This window comes from Breoghania sp. L-A4 (assembly GCF_003432385.1).
GTDB lineage: Bacteria > Pseudomonadota > Alphaproteobacteria > Rhizobiales > Stappiaceae > Breoghania.
On record NZ_CP031841.1, the window covers coordinates 144,982 to 163,678 of the forward strand.

General features: G+C 65.9%; 17 protein-coding genes. 12 read left to right on the top strand and 5 right to left on the bottom strand.

Going from position 1 to position 18,697, the window contains the following annotated elements:
• Nucleotides 1-10 precede the first annotated feature (10 nt).
• Nucleotides 11-751, top strand: a complete 741-nt coding sequence (locus D1F64_RS00695; protein WP_117410843.1) for a class I SAM-dependent methyltransferase — start codon at nt 11-13, stop codon at nt 749-751.
• Nucleotides 752-767: 16 nt separating this feature from the next.
• Here the strand turns inward: D1F64_RS00695 and metW are convergent, their stop codons facing one another.
• Nucleotides 768-1,388 (bottom strand): methionine biosynthesis protein MetW, encoded by a 621-nt coding sequence (gene metW, locus D1F64_RS00700; RefSeq protein WP_117410844.1) that lies wholly within the window; start codon nt 1,386-1,388, stop codon nt 768-770.
• Nucleotides 1,385-2,593 carry a homoserine O-acetyltransferase gene (locus tag D1F64_RS00705; RefSeq protein WP_117410845.1) on the bottom strand — a complete coding sequence of 403 codons (1,209 nt, stop codon included), beginning with the start codon at nt 2,591-2,593 and terminating at the stop codon, nt 1,385-1,387. The genes metW and D1F64_RS00705 overlap by 4 nt, the downstream gene beginning before the upstream one ends.
• A 277-nt stretch (nt 2,594-2,870) precedes the next feature.
• On the opposite strand from D1F64_RS00705, the gene D1F64_RS00710 reads away from it, so the two are divergent.
• The 5 genes from D1F64_RS00710 (at nt 2,871) to D1F64_RS00730 (ending at nt 10,034) form a co-directional block, all read left to right on the top strand.
• On the top strand, nt 2,871-3,806 hold the full coding sequence (locus D1F64_RS00710; protein ID WP_117410846.1) for a chorismate mutase: 936 nt from the start codon (nt 2,871-2,873) through the stop codon (nt 3,804-3,806).
• A 41-nt stretch (nt 3,807-3,847) separates the two neighbouring features.
• Complete coding sequence (gene hisC, locus D1F64_RS00715; RefSeq protein ID WP_117410847.1) at nt 3,848-4,966, top strand: histidinol-phosphate transaminase; 1,119 nt, start codon at nt 3,848-3,850, stop codon at nt 4,964-4,966.
• A gap of 27 nt (nt 4,967-4,993) precedes the next feature.
• Nucleotides 4,994-5,917 carry a prephenate/arogenate dehydrogenase family protein gene (locus D1F64_RS00720; RefSeq protein WP_117410848.1) on the top strand — a complete coding sequence of 308 codons (924 nt, stop codon included), beginning with the start codon at nt 4,994-4,996 and terminating at the stop codon, nt 5,915-5,917.
• 208 nt (nt 5,918-6,125) lie between these two features.
• On the top strand, nt 6,126-7,838 hold the full coding sequence (sulP, locus tag D1F64_RS00725) for a sulfate permease (RefSeq protein WP_117410849.1): 1,713 nt from the start codon (nt 6,126-6,128) through the stop codon (nt 7,836-7,838).
• Nucleotides 7,839-7,985: 147 nt separating this feature from the next.
• Nucleotides 7,986-10,034, top strand: coding sequence for a bifunctional diguanylate cyclase/phosphodiesterase (locus D1F64_RS00730; RefSeq protein ID WP_117410850.1), 2,049 nt, complete (start codon nt 7,986-7,988; stop codon nt 10,032-10,034).
• A 54-nt stretch (nt 10,035-10,088) separates the two neighbouring features.
• Here the strand turns inward: D1F64_RS00730 and D1F64_RS00735 are convergent, their stop codons facing one another.
• Complete coding sequence (locus D1F64_RS00735) at nt 10,089-10,991, bottom strand: polyprenyl synthetase family protein (RefSeq protein ID WP_117410851.1); 903 nt, start codon at nt 10,989-10,991, stop codon at nt 10,089-10,091.
• Nucleotides 10,992-11,275: 284 nt separating this feature from the next.
• Here D1F64_RS00735 and mtgA point away from each other — a divergent pair, with 284 nt between their 5' ends.
• The 4 genes from mtgA to D1F64_RS00755 all read left to right on the top strand — a co-directional run bounded on the left by mtgA (nt 11,276) and on the right by D1F64_RS00755 (nt 13,772).
• Nucleotides 11,276-12,004 carry a monofunctional biosynthetic peptidoglycan transglycosylase gene (gene mtgA / locus D1F64_RS00740; RefSeq protein WP_117410852.1) on the top strand — a complete coding sequence of 243 codons (729 nt, stop codon included), beginning with the start codon at nt 11,276-11,278 and terminating at the stop codon, nt 12,002-12,004.
• A 179-nt stretch (nt 12,005-12,183) separates the two neighbouring features.
• The gene (gene rpmF, locus D1F64_RS00745; protein ID WP_117410853.1) at nt 12,184-12,369 is read left to right on the top strand and encodes a 50S ribosomal protein L32; all 186 of its coding nucleotides are present in this window, start codon (nt 12,184-12,186) and stop codon (nt 12,367-12,369) included.
• Between the two features lie 184 nt (nt 12,370-12,553).
• Nucleotides 12,554-12,979, top strand: a complete 426-nt coding sequence (locus D1F64_RS00750) for a hypothetical protein (protein WP_117410854.1) — start codon at nt 12,554-12,556, stop codon at nt 12,977-12,979.
• Nucleotides 12,980-13,370: 391 nt separating this feature from the next.
• Nucleotides 13,371-13,772: a hypothetical protein gene (locus tag D1F64_RS00755; protein ID WP_117410855.1), complete on the top strand. Its 402-nt coding sequence runs from the start codon at nt 13,371-13,373 to the stop codon at nt 13,770-13,772.
• Between the two features lie 34 nt (nt 13,773-13,806).
• On the opposite strand, the gene ggt is transcribed toward D1F64_RS00755, so the two are convergent.
• Nucleotides 13,807-15,402, bottom strand: a complete 1,596-nt coding sequence (ggt, locus tag D1F64_RS00760) for a gamma-glutamyltransferase (RefSeq protein WP_117410856.1) — start codon at nt 15,400-15,402, stop codon at nt 13,807-13,809.
• A 226-nt stretch (nt 15,403-15,628) separates the two neighbouring features.
• On the opposite strand from ggt, the gene D1F64_RS00765 reads away from it, so the two are divergent.
• Nucleotides 15,629-16,060 carry a heme-binding protein gene (locus D1F64_RS00765; RefSeq protein WP_117410857.1) on the top strand — a complete coding sequence of 144 codons (432 nt, stop codon included), beginning with the start codon at nt 15,629-15,631 and terminating at the stop codon, nt 16,058-16,060.
• Between the two features lie 269 nt (nt 16,061-16,329).
• Here the strand turns inward: D1F64_RS00765 and phaR are convergent, their stop codons facing one another.
• On the bottom strand, nt 16,330-16,917 hold the full coding sequence (gene phaR / locus D1F64_RS00770) for a polyhydroxyalkanoate synthesis repressor PhaR (protein WP_117414324.1): 588 nt from the start codon (nt 16,915-16,917) through the stop codon (nt 16,330-16,332).
• Between the two features lie 539 nt (nt 16,918-17,456).
• Here phaR and D1F64_RS00775 point away from each other — a divergent pair.
• Nucleotides 17,457-18,641 carry an acetyl-CoA C-acetyltransferase gene (locus D1F64_RS00775; RefSeq protein WP_117410858.1) on the top strand — a complete coding sequence of 395 codons (1,185 nt, stop codon included), beginning with the start codon at nt 17,457-17,459 and terminating at the stop codon, nt 18,639-18,641.
• Nucleotides 18,642-18,697: the final 56 nt, after the last annotated feature.

Consider the following 18,697-nt stretch of genomic DNA (forward strand, 5'->3'; position numbering starts at 1 on the left):
AGGCCCGCGCATGTATCTCGACGTGATCGATATGAAGACGTTCTACGAACGCCCGCTGGGGCGCGTCGTGCGTCAGACCGTCGGGGCGCGAATCCGCAACATCTGGCCGGATGCCCGTGGCGAGCGGATCCTGGGCCTGGGGTATGCGACGCCTTATTTGCGGCCGTATCTCGGCACGGCCGAGCGGGTCATGGCCGGCATGCCGGGGCCGCAAGGCGTCGTGAGCTGGCCGCCCGAGGGACCCAACCGGGCGATGCTGTGCCTGGAGCACGACCTGCCGCTGCCCGATGCCTCGGTCGACCGGGTGCTGATCGTGCACGGGCTGGACATGAGCGGCGATTCGCAAGGCGCGCTGCGCGAGGTGTGGCGTGTGCTGGCGCCGGGAGGCCGGCTGATGGTGGTGGTGCCCAACCGGCGCAGCCTGTGGTCGCAGCTGGAATACTCGCCGTTCGGATATGGCCGTCCCTACTCGCGCGGCCAGCTCAGCGCCTTGCTGCGCGAGACCCGTTTCGCGCCCAAGACCCGCGAAGGCGCGCTGTTTCTGCCGCCCTTCCGGCGCAGGCTGTTTCTGCGCTCGGCGCGCACCTGGGAACGCGTCGGCGCGCGACTGTGGCCGGCCTTCGCGGGCGTCTGGATCGTGGAGGCGGAGAAGCAGCTCTACCAGAGCATTTCGACCGCGGAGAAGAAGCACGCCTCGCGGATCTTTCGTCCCGTCTTCGCCACCGACGGCACGCCGCGCGAGAGCTTCTGAGCGGTTGGGCGGGCCGCTACCGCCGCAGCAGAAACACGCCCTGTTCGCCGAACAGGTTCCACAGCCACCAAGGCGCGTTGATGGGAATCCGCTGGCCCTTGCCGTTGAGCGCTTCCGCCTTTTCCACCGTGCACTCGACTTCGCGCGTCAGCTCGATGAAATCGCGGATGGTGCAGAAGTGGATGTTCGGCGTGTCGTACCAGGAATAGGGCAGATAGTCGGTCACCGGCATGCGGCCGTGGAACAGCAGATACAGGCGGTTCTGCCAGTAGCCGAAATTCGGAAAGCTGACGATCACGTGGCGGCCGATGCGCAGCAACTGCCGCAGCACCAGGCTCGGATCCATCGTCGCCTGCAGCGTCTGGCTGAGGATCACGTAGTCGAAGGCGTCGTCGGGATAGTCGGCGAGATCGGTGTCGGCATCGCCCTGGATCACCGACAGGCCGCGCGCCACGCATTCGTTAACGCCGGCCTGCGAGATCTCGATGCCGCGCGCGTCCGCGCCCTTGGAGCGCGTCAGGAGCTCCAGCAGCGCGCCGTCGCCGCAGCCGACATCCAGCACCCGGGCGTTGGGCTCGACCAGTTCCGCGATCGCCTTGAGATCGACGCGGGCTTCGGTCATCTGCACGTCGCTCATTGCTGGGCCTCTCCGCCTGTGGGGGGATGGATTCCGCGCGCCCGCGCGGCGCCCGTGAGAAAGCCGCGGATGGTCTTGAACAGTTCCGGCTCGTCGAGCAGGAAGGCGTCATGCCCCCGGTCGCTCTCGATTTCCACGAAGGAAACATTGGCCGCCGCCGCGTTCAGCGCATGCACCACGGCGCGGCTCTCCGATGTCGGAAACAGCCAGTCGGTGGTGAAGGACGCCACGCAGAAGCGCGTCCTCGTGTCCTTGAACGCATGCGCCAGCACGCCGCCGTGATCACCGGCGAGATCGAAATAGTCCATCGCGCGCGTCACATAGAGATAGGAATTGGCGTCGAACCGGTCGACAAAACTCATGCCCTGGTGCCGTAGATAGCTCTCGATCTGGAAATCCGCGTCAAACCCAAAGGTCACATGCTCGCGGTTTTGCAGCGTGCGGCCGAACTTGCTGTGCAGCGACTCGTCGGACATGTAGGTGATGTGCGCGGCCATGCGCGCCACCGCGAGCCCCTTGCTCGGCCGCGTGCCGTGGTTGAGATAGGCGCCGCCGCACCAGTCCGGATCGGCCATCACGGCTTGGCGGCCGACCTCGTGAAAGGCGATGTTCTGCGAGGAGTGGCGCGCGCCGGACGCGATGGGGACGGCGGAAAACACCCGTTCGGGATAGCTCACCGCCCACTGCAGCACCTGCATGCCGCCCATCGATCCGCCGATGACGCAGAACAGCGTGTCGATGCCCAGCGCATCGAGCAGCATCGCCTGGGCGCGCACCGAATCGCCAATGGTCACCAGCGGCAGATCCAGCGCATAGGGCGCGCCGGTGTCCGGGTTCATCGACGCCGGTCCCGTTGTGCCCATGCAGCCGCCGACCACATTGGCGCAGATGACGAAGAAGTGGTCGGTGTCCACCGGCTTGCCCGGCCCCACCATCAGACTCCACCAGCCGGGTTTGCCCGATACCGGATTGGTCGAGGCCACATACTGATCGCCGGTCAGCGCATGACACACCAGCACGGCGTTGGACTTGTCGTCGTTCAGCGTGCCGTAGGTCTGATAGGCGATCTGCCACGGCGCAAAAGCGATGCCGGCGTCCAGCGGCAGCGGCTTGTCCGGGCCGAAGCGCAGCACCGGGCTCGACGGCGTATCGGCTTCGCGCTGCCGCGCCGTGTCGAAACCGCCGCCGGCGTCGTGTTGTGTCATTGCGCGTTCATCCCGGTCGTTCGCTGAGGATCCGCCGTTCGGTCTCCGACAGTCACTATCCGGCCACACCCGAACGCCAGCCGTGTTTCACAACCCGCCAAACCGTGTGGTTGTCCGCCGGATAGGTGGCCGTCAGCTCTGAAAAGCGGGCGTTTAGCTAGGGTTGGGGCTGGCCCCCTGTCAATGTTTCTTTTTGATTTCATGCGGCGGCTTGCCTATGAATGGGCGCCGATGATCGCGAGGTGATCATCTTCTTCGAACTCAACCGGACCAACCCATGACCCATACGCCTGCCGGCGCGCCTCCGACCCAAGCGATTCAGCCCGACGCTCCCGCGCTCGGCGAATTGCGCCAACGCATCGATACGATCGACGAACAGATGCATCGGCTTCTGATCGAACGCTCGGGCATTGTCGACGCGCTGATCAAGGCCAAGGGATCGAGTGCGCGCGGCTCGGCGGAGTCCTCCGGAGCCGCCTTTCGTCCCGGCCGCGAGGCGGACATGATGCGCCGGCTGGTGGAGCGGCACTCCGGCACCCTGCCGATCCTGACGGTCGAGCACATCTGGCGCGAGATCATCTCCACCTTCACCCGGCTGCAGGCTGACTATGTGGTGCATCTGGACGGCAGCGCCGACGCCATCGGCATGCGCGATCTGGCGCGCTTCTATTTCGGCTTTGCGCTCGATCTGATCGACGGCGAGGATGCGGATGCGGTGGTCGCCGCGGTCGCCGGGTCCAACACCGATCTCGGCGTCATCGCCCTGACCGACGTCTCGGCAAGCCCCTGGTGGCGGGCGCTCGGCGGTCCGCAAGGTGATGGCACGAACGCGCCGCGCATCCTGGCGCGACTGCCGTTCCTGCTTGCCGACGGCCGGCCGGCGGACATGCCGGCGCTGGTGGTCTCGCCGCCTGTCAGCGAGCCGGTTGTGCCGGATACACGCATTGTCGCCACGAGCTGGCCCGCGGGCATCGATCCTTCGCGCCCGCTGATGGCCGAGGGCGTCGAGATCATGACGCGCCATATCGGTGCCAACGGCACCTGCGACGCCCTGCTCGCGTGTCCCTCGACGCTCGATGACGCGACGCTTGCCGCGGCGCTCGACGCTGCGGGCGGCAGCCATGGGCCGTTGCGCGACGTTGGCGGCTATGCGACGCCCATCGATCTCGACGACACGATGGACGATGACGAGCTGGACGATACGGATTTCTGAGATCCCGCATTGGCGCGACCGCGCCCTGGAGACAATGCGACATGACGACGATTGACGATGCAGCCGGCGCTCGGCGCCCCACCCCGCGTCCGGGCGTTCTCGAGATCGCGCCCTACGTTCCAGGCAAGCACAAGGGCACCGGCGGCGGCAAGACCTACAAGCTGTCGTCCAACGAGACGCCGCTGGGCACGAGCCCCAGGGCCATCGAGGCCTATGCCGGCCTTGCCCAATCGCTGGAGCTTTATCCCGACGGCGCCTCGACCGCGCTGCGCGCCGCGATCGGCAAGGCGCATGGCCTGGATCCCGAGCGCATCGTCTGCGGCGCCGGCTCCGACGAGATCCTGAGCCTGCTCGCCTACGCCTATCTGCGCGAGGGAGACGAGGCGATCTACACCGAGCACGGGTTCCTGGTCTATCCGATCGCCATCCGGGCGGCGGGTGCGCTGCCGGTGATCGCGCCGGAAAAGGATCTTGCGACGGATGTGGATGCGATCCTCGCGGCTGTGACGCCGCGCACGCGCATGGTGTTCATCGCCAATCCCAACAATCCGACCGGCACCTATATCCCGTTTGACGAGGTGAAGCGGTTGCATGCGGGCCTGCCCGCGCATGTGCTTCTGGTGCTCGACGCGGCCTATGCGGAATACGTCCGCCGCAATGACTACGAGGCCGGCATCGAGCTGGTGGCGACGTCGGAAAACGTCGTGATGACGCGCACGTTCTCGAAAATCTACGGGCTGGCGGGCGTGCGGCTCGGCTGGTGCTACGCGCCGGATCACGTCATCGACGCGCTCAACCGCATTCGCGGGCCGTTCAACGTCACCGGCGCGGCGATCGCCGCGGGCAGCGCCGCCGTCGCCGACAAGGCCTTCGTGGAGGCTGCCGTCAAGCACAATGGCCAGTGGCTCGCCTGGGTCACCGCGGAGATGGAAAAGCTGGGTCTCACCGTCACCCCCAGCGTCGGCAATTTCGTGTTGATCCACTTCCCCGACGAGGACGGCAAGCGCGCGGCGGATGCGGATGACTGGCTGCTCGAGCGCGGCTGCGTGCTGCGGAGGGTGGAGAATTATGGCCTGCCCAACGCCCTGCGCATGACGATCGGGTCCGAAGAAGCCAACCGGGTCGTGGTGGCCAGTCTGGCGGAGTTCCTCGGCAAGTAACAACGCCGCAAGCAAAAGCAGCAGTCCATGTCCGACCCCCTGTTTCGCCGTCTCACCCTGATCGGCATCGGCCTGATCGGCTCCTCGCTTGCACGCGTCGTGCGGCGCGAGGGGCTGGCGGGCGAGATCGTCATCTCCACACGGTCGCCCCAGACGCTGGCGCGCGCCGAGGAACTGGCGCTGGGCGACCGCTATTGCCTCGATGCCGCCGAGGCGGTGGAAGGGGCGGACCTCGTGATCCTCTGCGTTCCCGTCGGTGCGTCGGCGGCCGTGGCGAAATGGATCGCGCCGGCGCTCGCGCCCGGCGCGATTGTCACCGACGTGGGCTCCACCAAGGCCTCCGTCGTGGCGCAGATGCAGCCGCATTTGCCCGCAAACGTGCATTTCATCCCGGGCCACCCGATCGCCGGCACGGAATATTCCGGGCCCGACGCCGGCTTTGCCGCGCTGTTCGAGAACCGCTGGTGCATTCTCACACCGGTGGAGGGCACCGATCCCGCCGCCCAGGAAAAGCTCTCCGCCTTCTGGCGCGGCTGCGGCTCCAACATCGACGTGATGGATCCCGATCACCACGATCTGGTGCTGGCCATCACCTCGCATCTGCCGCACATCATCGCCTACAACATCGTCGGCACCGCGGATGATCTGCAAACCGTGACCAAATCCGAGGTCATCAAGTACTCGGCCTCGGGTTTTCGCGATTTCACCCGTCTGGCGGCGTCCGACCCGACCATGTGGCGCGACGTCTGCCTGCACAACAAGGATGCGATTCTGGAGATGCTGTCGCGGTTTTCCGAGGACCTCTCCGCCGTTCAGCGCGCCATCCGCTGGGGCGACGGGCAGGCGCTGTTCGATCTCTTCACCCGCACCCGCGGCATCCGCCGCTCGATCATCGAGGCGGGCCAGGAAACCGACGAGCCGGACTTCGGCCGCCACCACGGCGAGGCGTAGTCCCTGCGACAGGGCGTCGCGCCCCTTGGCCTTGCGGCATTGCACACTGTAACAATGGATGGCATCGAGCCGCGCCGGTGATTCTGCGATCGCCGCGACGCGTCCCGTGCCGCCGGACATGCGCCGCCGGTCGATTGGGGCAACGACCGCCGGCACCAACGACCGCCGACACTGGTGCCGACGATCCAGCCCGAGGATCCTTCCGCCCATGCCGCATCGTGCCACGCCCGCCTGGCGCCTTTACATTCCCAAGCTTGTCACCGTGCTGCGCGAAGGCTACGGCGTCGCGCATTTCCGCGCGGACCTGATCGCGGGGCTGACGGTGGCCATCGTCGCCCTGCCGCTGGCCATGGCGCTGGCGATCGCCTCGGGTGCGACACCGGACAAGGGTCTGCTGACGGCGGTGGTGGCGGGCTTTCTTATCTCCGCCTTCGGCGGCAGCCGCTTTCAGATCGGCGGCCCCACCGGCGCCTTCGTCGTTGTCGTCTTCAACGTCATCGCCCAGTACGGCTACGACGGGCTGGTGCTGGCCACCCTGATGGCCGGACTGATGCTCATTGCCGCTGGCCTGTTTCGTTTCGGAACCTGGATCAAATACATCCCCGAACCGGTGGTCACCGGATTCACCGCCGGTATCGCGGTGATCATCTTCTCCAGCCAGATCAAGGATCTCTTCGGTCTGGACATGGAGACCGTGCCGGCGGAGTTCTTCGACAAGTGGGCCGCCTTCTGGGAGGCGCGCGACACGCTGTCGCCGGTCAATCTGGTCATCGCGCTGTCGGCGCTGGCCGCGATTATCCTGCTGCGCCGCTACGCGCCGCGGTTTCCCGCATTCCTGATCGCGGTCGCGGGCGCGTCGCTCGCCGTGTGGCTGTTCAACCTTCCGGTCGACACCATCGGAACGCGTTTTGGCGGCATCCCGCAGTCCTTGCCATGGCCGGAAATGCCGCGGATCGATGCGGCCCGCATCGCGGAGTTGATCCCCAGCGCCTTCACGATCGCCTTTCTCGCCGGCGTCGAAAGCCTGCTGTCGGCCGTGGTCGCCGATGGCATGACAGGCCGCCGCCATCGCTCCAACTGCGAGCTGGTGGCGCAGGGAATCGCCAACGCCGCGTCCGCGCTGTTCGGCGGCATGCCCGCGACCGGCGCCATCGCCCGCACGGCCACCAACGTCAAGACCGGCGCGCGCTCGCCGGTCGCGGGCATGCTGCACGCGGTGTTCATTCTCGCCTTCATGGTGTTTCTCGCGCCGCTGGCGGACGCCATTCCGCTGGCGAGCCTGGCGGCGGTTCTGGTGATCGTCGCCTGGAACATGAGCGAGATCGACAAGTTCCGTCATCTGATGACCGCGCCACTTGGCGACCGGCTGATCCTGCTGGTCACGTTCGGGCTCACGGTGATGGTCGATCTGACGGTCGCCATCGAGGTGGGCGTGGTGCTGGCGGCGATTGTCTTCATGCACAGGATGGCGGAAGTCGCAGCCGTCACGCTGGGCGTCGAATGGATCGATGAGGATATCGACGATTTCGAGCCGGGCGCCAATGGCGCGCCGGACCAGCGTATCGCGCTGCCGAAGGGTGTCGAGGTGTTCAAGCTTCGCGGACCGCTGTTTTTCGGCGCGGCTTCGCGGCTTGGCGACATGCTGGATTCCATCGGCCGGCCGCCGCGCGTGTTCATCTTGCGCATGGGCGAGGTGCCGCTGATCGATTCAACCGGCGTCGGCGCGCTCGAGACATTCGTGCGCCGGTGTACCGACAACGGCACCCTGGTGATCGCCAGCAATATCCAGAAACAGCCCCGCGCCATTCTCAGGCAGATGGGGTTCGAGCGCGACGGGCAGCGGCTGCTGTTCGCCGACAGCATGCAGCACGCAAAACAGATTGCTCAAGACCATTTGCAGGCGCTGGCGCCCGAGCGATAGGGCGCAGTTTCAGAACAGTTTTGTTGCTTCCGCAGAGGCGCCCGCTGACGGTCGCCTTTATGTCCGTAAAAATAACTATAGTGTTGCATTTACTTATTTTTTTAACCGTTTGTCGCTTAGGTGGAACGGAATGTTCCGGAGCGAACTATGTGGAAATGCCTGCGCAACGCCGAATTCCGGCTGATTGTATCGCTGCTCTTCATTGGGTCGGTTCTGATCTTGCTTTCCTATGTCGTGGTCAACCATACGGTCAGCCATTGGGTAGAGCATGACGCGGAAGAGGCGGCGCTCGAGTGGGCGCAGGCCTATTCGCTCCGTCTCGACGATCTGGAGCAGATTGCGCGCGGGGAGACGCCGAGCGACCACAGCCAGGAATTCATCCGCACCGTGCGAAGCATCGGCCGGGTGTTCCGCTTCAAGGTCTTCGACACCGAAGGCCGTCTCAGGCTGGTTTCCGACGCCATCGACAATCCGGGCGGCGTGGACACCAATCCCGAAGGCGCGACCGCCCTGGCGGAGCACAACGCCAAGGCCGCGGCTGTCGTGGCCAACGGAATTCCGCATACATCCGTGGAGACGGGAACGCCGCCGGACCGTCCCGAGCTCTATGCGGAAACCTATCTGCCGGTGATGGATGGCGACCGCACCGTCGCGATCATCGAGGTCTATGTGGACCAGACCGAAAAGGCCGGTCATTTCACGCGCGACCTTGCGTGGATGGGTGTCTGGCTCACCGGAATTGCGGCGTTGGCCTTCGCTCTGCCCTACGGCGCCTTCCTGTTCCGCAACCGCCAGAAGAGCAAGAGCGACGAACGGCTGCACTTTCTCGCACATCACGACCCGATGACCCTGGTGCTGAACCGTTCGGCCTTCGTGGAGCAGCTTCAGGCCGCCATCGAAGAGGCTCGCGTGCAAGGCGAAAGCATCGCGGTGCATTACATCGATCTCGATCACTTCAAGGACATCAACGATTCGCTTGGCCACGGCGTTGGCGACGCGCTGATCCGCGCGTTCGCCCAGCGCGCCCGCGAGACCATCCGGCCCGGCGACCTGGTCGGCCGGTTCGGTGGCGACGAGTTCGTCGTGGCGCAACGCGGCATCACCGCGGGCGGACAGGCCACGGCGGTCGCCGACCGGCTGGTGGCGGCGCTGAGCGAACCCTATGTGCTCGACGGTCATGACCTGTCGATCACGTTGAGTGTCGGTAGCGCCATTGCGCCGCGCGACGCTCACACGCCCGACGAGTTGCTGCGGCGCGCCGACCTGGCGCTTTACTATGTGAAGACCAGTGGCCGCAACGGCTTTGCCTTCTTCCGCGCCACCATGAACGAGGAGCTGCAGTCGCGGCGCGATCTGGAGGCCCGCCTCAAGCGGGCGACGCAGGAAGAGAGCTTTCAGTTGCACTTCCAGCCGGTGGTCAACTCCGATGGCAGCCTGGTCACGGGCTTCGAGGCTCTGTTGCGCCTGCCCGACGACGGCGGGGCCTTCGTATCGCCCGCGGAGTTCATCCCGCTGGCGGAGAACATGGGGCTGATTCCGAGGATTGGCGCCTGGGTGCTGCGCAAGGCGTGCGAAACGGCGATGACCTGGCCGGAGGACCATGTGGTGGCCGTCAATCTCTCGCCGGCGCAGTTCGCCAAGGACGACGTGCCCGGTATCGTCGCCGGTGTGCTCAAGGATACCGGCCTGCCGGCCGCCCGGCTCGAGCTGGAAATCACCGAAGGGTTGCTGATGAAGGATGCGGAGAGCGTGATGAGGCAATTGCGCGCTCTCAAGCAGCTTGGCGTCAGCATCGTCATGGATGATTTCGGAACCGGATATTCGAGCCTGGGGTATCTGTGGCGGTTCCCGTTCGACAAGATCAAGATCGACCGCAGCTTCATGCAGGCGTTCGACGGCACGGATGAAAATGTCGAAAGCATTCTCTCGACCATCGTGTCGCTGGGCCATTCGCTGAAGATGCAGGTCACGGCGGAGGGCGTCGAGACGCCCGAACAGGCGGCCTTCATGGCGCGGCTCGACTGCGACAACATCCAGGGCTTCCTGTACGGACGCCCGATGCCGGCCGGCGAGATCGCGGCCGATCTGATCAATCGCCTGGCGCGCCGGGTTCAGGCGGAAGCCGAGCTCCGCGGCAGCGGGGCGGCGTCAGCGAAGGCCGCAACGCCAGCCGCGTGCGCCGCCGACGGCGGCTAGAAAGCGCTCTCGGGCGTCATTTGTGAGCCGGTTGCCGCTGCCGGGCCCGATACGCTAGCTGGCGCGTTCGGCGACGAAACGCGCCGCCTGGCGCAGGATGTCCGCGCGTGAGCCGAAATCCGCGAGCAATCCGTCCGCCTCGTCGACAAGATCGCGCAATGTGGCGCGGGTCCAGTCGACGCCCTTGAGCGCCACGAGCGTCGCCTTGCCGCGGTCTGCGTCCTTTCCCGCCGCCTTGCCGAGCGTCGCGGCGTCGCCTTCCACATCCAGCAGGTCATCGGCGAGCTGGAACGCCAGCCCGATGATCTCGCCGAACCGGGTGATCCGGCCAAGTTCGGTCTCCTCCGCGCCGGCCATGCGGGCGCCGGCCCACGCCGCGAAGCGGATCAGCGCGCCGGTCTTCATCGATTGCAGCCGCCGGATCTCCGGCTCGTCGAGCGCCTTGCCTTCGTTTTGCAGATCGAACATCTGGCCGCCGGCCATGCCGCCGGGGCCCGCGGCGCGCGCCAGCTCAAGCGTCAGTTCGGCGCGCAGGGCGGGATCGGCGTCGGTCAGCGGATCGGCGAGGATATCGAAGGCGTAGGTGAGCAGCGCGTCGCCGGCGAGAATCGCGGTCGCCTCGTCAAAGGCGACATGCACGGTCGGCTGGCCGCGGCGCAGCGCGTCGTCGTCCATGGCGGGCAGGTCGTCGTGCGCCAGGCTGTAGCAATGCAGGCATTCGAGCGCCGCCGCGGCGCGCAGCACGCCGGGATCCTCGCGGCCGAACAGCCGCGCGCTCTCGACGAGCAGAAAGGGCCGCAGGCGCTTGCCCCCGCCGAGCGCCGCATGCCGCATCGCGCGCATCAGACGGTCCGGGCGGGCGATTTCACCGTGGCGCGGGCTGTCGTCGAGAAGCGCCTCCAGCGTGCTCTGGGTCGCTGCCGCCACCTGCGTCAGCCGTTGGGAGAAATCCTGCATCAATTGGGCAAACTGTCCTGTGACGCGCCATCATGGCGGGAGAGCGAAACCGCTTTCCCATGGCGCCGGAATGGGTGGTCCGCATGGGTACGCGATCGCCCATGCCGATCCGGCTTGCCCCATGCGTGCGGCAAGGTCAAGCACGGCGGAGGTGGTGGCGTCGTCTCCGCGCATGATGTCTATTGAGCGTTGCCGAGCGGTGGCGCGGCGCTGTAGGAGAGGTGCGCGGCATGCAACCTCATCATCCGCGTCCGCGTTTGGGACGCAGACAACCCGGGCAGGATATGGCGACGGCACGCGGAAAGACGGCAGGATCGGCGGCACGCCGGCGCAAGGTTTGGCGCCTGACGCGCATCGCCCTGCGCATCGGCGTGTTCCTGTGCCTGGCGCCGCTGGTGCTCACGGTGGCCTATGCGTTCCTGCCGGCGATGTCCGCACCGATGATGGCGCGGCTGGTCACCTTGCAGAAGGTCGAGCGCATCTGGACGCCGCTCGACGGAATCTCACCGACGCTGGTTCGCGCCGTCGTGGCGTCCGAGGACGCGCGCTTTTGCAGCCATCCCGGCGTCGACTGGGAGGCGTTGGAGGATCAGCTGTCGAAGCTGGAGGACGGCGAGCGGCCGCGCGGCGCGTCCACCATCACCATGCAGCTCGCCAAGAACCTTTTTCTCTGGCCGGGCCGCAGCTACCTGCGCAAGGGGCTGGAGATCCCGCTGGCGTTGTGGATCGACCTGGTGCTGTCGAAACGGCGGATCCTGGAGCTGTATCTCAATGTCGCGGAATGGGGTGATGGTGTCTTTGGCGCGGAAGCCGCCGCGCGGCGGCATTTCGGCAAGTCCGCCTCCGAGCTCTCGCGCAGCGAGGCCGCGCGGCTTGCCACCGCGCTTCCCAACCCGATCCTGCGCAACCCCGCGAACCCCTCGAAGCGCCATTCCGCGCACGCCCGGACCATTCGCGGCCGGGCCACTCCGGCGCAGGTGCCGGTCGATTGTCTGGCGCTTGAGAAGGGTTAGTTCATGGACTCGTGCAATAAGATCGAAATGCGAAAAAACATCGGTTGCCGGGCTGGCAAAAGCCAATCGTTGCCTGTATAACCCCGCCCATTCTGAAATTCAGGCGTAGCGTTCTCCGGGATCACCCGGGAGGCCCGCCCCGGTCCGGATCGCCGGACTTTGATCACGGAGACACGACCATGGCCGTTCCCAAGAGGAAGACCTCGCGCATGAAGCGCGGTTTTCGCCGTTCCGCCGATGCGCTGAATCAGCAGGCGTATGTTGAAGACAAGGATTCCGGCGAGCTTCGCCGTCCGCACCACATCGATCTGAAGAGCGGCATGTATCGCGGCCGCCAGATCCTTGAGCCGAAGAGCAGCGTCTGAGGCTGTTTGCGCGCGGGTTCGCCCGCGCGATTCAAGGTGTTGATTTCAAAGGCCGGCGCCAGCGCCGGCCTTTTTGTGTTGGCTGGTTGACGCGGCGGTGCCCGAGTGCGTACGAATCGGGGCGCATTCGCGGGAACTGGATCCGCAGCGTCTTATTCATTCGCACAATTTGAGCGAGGCTCCGATGCCGTTTCTCGTCAACATTCCGCTGACCGTGGCGCCGCTGCTGGTCTACAACATCATTGCCTATGGCCTTGTCGGCAACTTCCCCGGCGATCCATGGACCTTGCCGGTCATGACCGCGCAACTGGCCTCCGGCGCCCGCTGGACCATGCTGCTGGGCGACCTCATGATCCTGTCCGGACTGGTGTTTCTGTTCATCGAGATCGTCAAGGCGACCCGGGTGGGCTCCACCAGCGTGCTCGATCACATTCTCTCGGCGCTGGTCTTCGCCATCTATCTGGTCGAATTCCTGATCGTGCCGGCGGCCGCCAGTTCGGTGTTTTTCCTGCTGCTGGTGATTTCGCTGGTCGATCTCATCGCCGGCTTTACCGTGACGATCCACGGCGCGCGTCGCGATGTGGCCTTCGGCCCCAACGGCCATATGTGAGTCAAAGGGCCTCAAGTCCATCTCGGAATTAAGACACGACCGCGTCGGCCTACGATGGACTTGAGCGCGTCTTGAATGATTTTTGAGTCAGTTCGCGGCGCCTGACGCGCCGCCAGGGCCGACCGTTTCAATTCGGGCGGCCTGAAGCCGGTTGTGTCCCGAATCCGGCCCCTGACGGGCCCCCGTGCCAGCCACCCGGACCCCCGGCCGCAATGCCGCCGCTTTTCCCCAGACGATTCAGACGCTGAAACCGCAGTTTTTCGCGATTCCGCGCGCGTCCCGAATCAAAAGGTTAACAAAAGGTTACAATCTGGCATTCTGTTTGCTGCGTCTGTCAAAGGAGACACAAACACGTCCCGCATCGGGACAGGCGCGACAGGAGGCCCGAGTGATGATCGCACCCGTATCAGGGGCCGGATATCCGGCTGGGGCGAGCACGGCAGGACGGCGGCACGGCAAGCGCCGCGTCGATCCGGCAAGCGCGTCCGCGCGCGGATCACGCAATTCGGCCGATGCGGAGGCTGCTTCCGAGGCGCCTGAGACTGCCGCCAGGACCGCGCGCGCGGTGGTGCTGCGCGAGCCGGCCGCCCGGCGCGAGCAGGCGGGTCCGCGAATGGGCCCTGTCTATGGCGACGCCGCCTTCATCACACAGCTGATCGCCACTTATGAAGGCATGCCGCAGACGCGCGCGCGCCGCCGCGCAGAGCCCGACGTCTCCACCGCCGCCTACGCGGCCGCCGCGCGCTCGACCATCCATTTTCCCACCGGCAGCATCCTGAAGCGCTCCGCCTGAGGCGAAGCGCTTCCTTCTTTCCGCCGTCCGGGCCCTACCAGCCCAGCGCGCAGCCGTCCTTGCGCGGATCCGAGCCGCCGACCAGCACGCCGTTCTCGCGATCGATCATGATCGCCTGGCTGCCGCCCAGGGGCAGAACCGCCTCGTCGAGCCGGTGGCCGAGCGCCTCGAGACCCGCCCGCGTCGGCTGGGACACCCCCTGCTCCACCTGCAGCACGTGGGTCCGCTCGTCGAAGAACATGCGCGGCATGTCAATGGCCTGCTGCACGTCCATGCCGAAATCGACGATGTTGCCCAGCACATGCGCGTGGCCGCAGGGCTGGTAGCCGCCGCCCATCACGCCGAAGGAAATCCAGGGCGCGCCGTCCTTGGACGCGAGCGCCGGGATGATGGTGTGCAGCGGCCGCTTGCGCGGTCCGATGCAGTTGGGATGGCCCGGCTCCAGCCGGAAGCAGGCGCCGCGGTTCTGCAGCATGATGCCGGATTTCGGCGTGCAGACGCCGACGCCAAAACCCCGGTACAGCGAGTTGATCAGCGACACCGAGCGGCCCTGCGGGTCCACGACGGTCAGATAGACGGTGTCGGAATCCGGCGACAGCCCGTGGCTGGCGAGATCGGTGACGCGGGCGTTGGGATCGATGCGCGCCGCGAGCCGCGCCGCATAGTCCTTGGAGACGAGCTTCTCGAGCGGCATGGTCATGGCGTCGGGGTCTGCGACATAGAGGTCGCGGATCGAATAAGCGATGCGCGCGGCTTCCATTTCCAGATGGAAGCGCTCCGGGCCCAGCGGGTTCATGCCGGAGAAGTCGAAATTCTCCAGAATGTTCATGATCACCAGCGCGGTGACGCCGTGGCCGTTGGGCGGCAGTTCAGTGAGCGTCACGCCGCGATAGTCGGTGGAAATCGGCGCGACCGTGGTCACGTCGACGGCGGCGACGTCCCCGGCGCTCAGCAGGCCACCCTTGGCCCGCACGGTGGCGGCGATTTCCTCGCCGATCTCGCCGGTGTAAAACGCCTCGGCGCCGCCTTGCGCGATGGCGCGCAGGGTGTTCGCCAGCGCCGGCAGCTTGTGCACGGAGCCGACCTTCGGCGCGGCGCCGTCGGCGAGGTAATGTCTGGCAGCTCCTTCGTCGCGCGCCAGGACATTCACCAGACCGGCCCAGTCGGAGGCAACGCGGGCAGCGACCGGAAAGCCGTTCTCGGCGTAGTCGATGGCGGCTTCCAGGACCTGTGTCATCGACCAGCTGCCGTGGCTTTCCAGCAGCGTCTCCCAGGCCTTGATGGCGCCGGGCACGGTGACCGCGTGAATAGAGTCCTCTGCGATGGTCTTGAGGCCCAGAGCCATCAGGGCCTCCGGCGTGGCGGCGCTGGCGGCGCGTCCCGAACCGTTCAGGCCGTGGATGGCGCCGTCGGGCTCAGCGACGATGGCGAAGCAGTCGCCGCCGATGCCGGTCATGTGCGGCTCGACCACGCATTGCACGGCCAGTGCGGCGAGAGCACCGTCGACGGCGTTGCCGCCCTGGCGCATCGCCTGCAGCGCCGCCTCGGTGGCCAGCGGATGCGAGGTTGCTGCCATCGCCTTGCGGGCATGGACCGGAGAGCGGCCGGGAAGATGAAAATTACGCGCCATTGACGTCCTCACGCACACAGTGTTGTTCGTTTTCGACGGGCTGTTTTTCAAGCCCGCCGCTTTGTCGCAGAAACCGGCTCTGCTATCCAGAGCACCACCGGGACAAACAGTTGAACCGGTCCCGGATTCCATTGCGCCGCGCGGCGACACAACCGCTCGCCGGCGAAAAGTCGCTCCATCACCGGCGATCCGGAGCGGATTCTCATCGCGAAAGGGCGAAAAACTCATGACCAAACTGACACTGGATAGCGCGCAGACGATCGTCTCGGGCGCCCTGGCCAAGGCCGCCGAGCTTGGATTGAAGCCCATGACGGTTGTCGTTCTAGACGCCGGCGGCCACGCGGTGGCGCTTGCGCGCCAGGATGGCTCCTCGATCCTGCGTCCGCAGATCGCAAACGGCAAGGCGTTCGGCGCGCTGTCAGTGGGCGCCGGTTCGCGCTGGCTGGACGCCAACGCCCAGACCCGGCCGCATTTCATCCAGGCGTTGAATGGCGCGTCCGGCGGCATGATCGTGCCGGTTCCCGGCGGTGTGTTGGTGCGCGACGCCTCGGGCGAGATCATCGGCGCGGTCGGCGTCACGGGCGATACGTCCGACAACGACGAGGCGATCGCCGTCTCCGCCATCGAGGCGCTCGGGCTTACCGCCGACGTGGGCTGAGCAAGGTCGGATGACGGCAGACCGGAGTGACATTGTGATGGATGGGGCGCGGCGGCGCTGAGAGTGCCGCGACAAAGCGCCGTGTCCTCGGTCCTTCCACCCCCTCTGCAATGTCCTCCCTGCGAAAGCAGGGACCCAGTAAACGCCGGCTTGTGATCGTGCTGCGGCACCGCCACACGCTTGACTGAGATCAGCGGCATGAACCGCCAGGCTGTCGGTTACTGGGTCCTGGGTCTCGCGGTGGGCCGCGGGCCAAGGCTGGCCGCGGGTCAGTCCTTGTCGCGGGCCAGGGCCTCGATTTTCTTCTGCATGTCGGCCAGCTGCTGTTTCAGGTCGCCGAGATCCTTGTCGGACGCCGGTCTGGATGCCGCCGCCGTCTTGCTCTCCCCGTCGTCCGCGTCTTCCCCGGTTGCAAACGGCGAGAACATGCGCATGGCGCGTTCGAACATTTCCGTGTTGCGGCGCACCTGATCCTCGATCGCGCCAAAGGTCGTCGTGCCGATCGTTTGGGACATCTGCTCGCGCAGCTTTTCCTGGTCCTTGGTCAGCGTGGAGATGGAAAACTCCAGAAAGCTGGGCACGATGTTCTGCATCGAATTGCCGTAGAAACCGATCAACTGGCGCAGGAACTCGACGGGAAGAAGATTCTGCCCCTTGGCCTCCTGCTCGAAGATGATCTGCGTGAGCACCGAGCGGGTAATGTCGTCGCCGGACTTCGCGTCGTAAACGACGAAGCTCTCGCCCTGCTTGACCATGTCCGCGAGGTCTTCAAGCGTCACGTAAGTGCTGGTGCCCGTATTGTAGAGACGCCGGTTGGCGTATTTCTTGATGGTTGTCGGTTCGTCTTTTTTTGTCATATCTTCAACCACATTGCGCACGCCGGATCCGGCGTGCATGGACGGCCACTATCTTATCTGTTCTGGGTCACGTCCTGTTTCCCCTGACAACCACGATAAGGCATTATTTGCGAAAATCACCACTGCTTTTTTTGTTCGTTGCTTTGCCTGTTGCATCGCGGCGAAAATTTTGCCGCGTTCCGGCCCCAGGGGCGCAACGGCCCTGGGGCATGAGCCCGGCGCGCCTTGCTGCGGCGCGGTGAAATTTGCGCACCTCCAGTTGACTTGATCCGGGGCAGCGGCTGTATTCGACGGTGGCGACGCGTTCGCGCCGGATCGTCGCGCCCGCCGCGGGCATGGGCTTTGGGTCACATTGACCAATGGCAGGACGGGCGGGGCGGCATTAGTGTGCACGTGCGAGAGGGCCGCACGCGGCATTGTTGAGCAACAAGCGGCTACGCGGCCCGGGGCGCATCCCGGCAAGCGGCACGGTCAATCAGGACGCGGCGGGCGACCCGAAAGAGGGTCGACCGGCCGGTCCGTCAAGGGAGATCCACTCTATGAGCGACACATCCGATATCGTCATTGTCAGCGCGACGCGTACAGCCGTCGGATCGTTCAATGGTGCCTTCGCCAACACCCCGGCGCATGAACTGGGCGCGGCGGTGATCAAGGAGGCGCTCGAGCGCGCCAAGGTCGATGCGGCGGATGTGGACGAGGTCATTTTCGGTCAGGTGCTGACCGCCGGCCAGGGCCAGAACACGGCCCGCCAGGCGGCGATCGGCGCGGGCATTCCCGATAGCGCCACGGCGCTGGTGATCAACCAGGTCTGCGGCTCGGGCCTGCGCACCGTGGCCTTGGGCATGCAGCAGATCGCCAGTGGCGACGCCTCCGTCATCGTCGCCGGCGGCCAGGAGAGCATGTCGCTGTCCGCCCACTGCGCGCATATGCGCAACGGCTACAAGATGGGCGACTTCAAGATGATCGACACGATGATCAAGGACGGCCTGTGGGACGCCTTCAATGGTTATCACATGGGCATCACGGCGGAGAATGTCGCCAGCGCGTTCCAGATCACCCGCGAGCAGCAGGACGCCTTCGCGCTCGCCTCGCAGAACAAGGCGGAAGCGGCGCAGAAGGCCGGGAAATTCAAGGAAGAGATCGTTCCGATCACGATCAAGGAGCGCAAGGGCGACCGGATCGTCGAGGATGACGAATACATCCGTCACGGCGCGACGCTGGAAAGCATGACCAAGCTGCGCCCGGCCTTTGACAAGGACGGCACGGTGACGGCGGCCAATGCGTCGGGCATCAACGATGGCGCGGCGGCCGTGGTGCTGATGAGCGCCGCGGAAGCGAAAAGGCGCGGGCTGACGCCGCTGGCGCGGATCGCGTCCTGGGCGACCGCGGGCGTGGATCCGAAGATCATGGGCACGGGCCCGATTCCCGCCTCGCGCAAGGCGCTGGAGAAGGCCGGCTGGAAGATCGAGGATCTGGATCTCGTGGAGGCAAACGAGGCCTTCGCCGCCCAGGCTTGCGCGGTCAACAAGGACATGGGCTGGAATGCGGATATCGTCAACGTCAACGGCGGCGCGATCGCCATCGGCCATCCGATCGGCGCGTCGGGCACCCGCGTGCTGGTAACGCTTCTGCACGAGATGGGCCGTCGTGACGCCAAGAAGGGTCTGGCCACGCTGTGCATCGGCGGCGGCATGGGCGTTGCCATGTGCGTCGAGCGCGCCTGATACCCTTGCGGAAGATCAAGGCGGGGGCCGCGCGCCTCCGCCACAAAGGCGGCAGC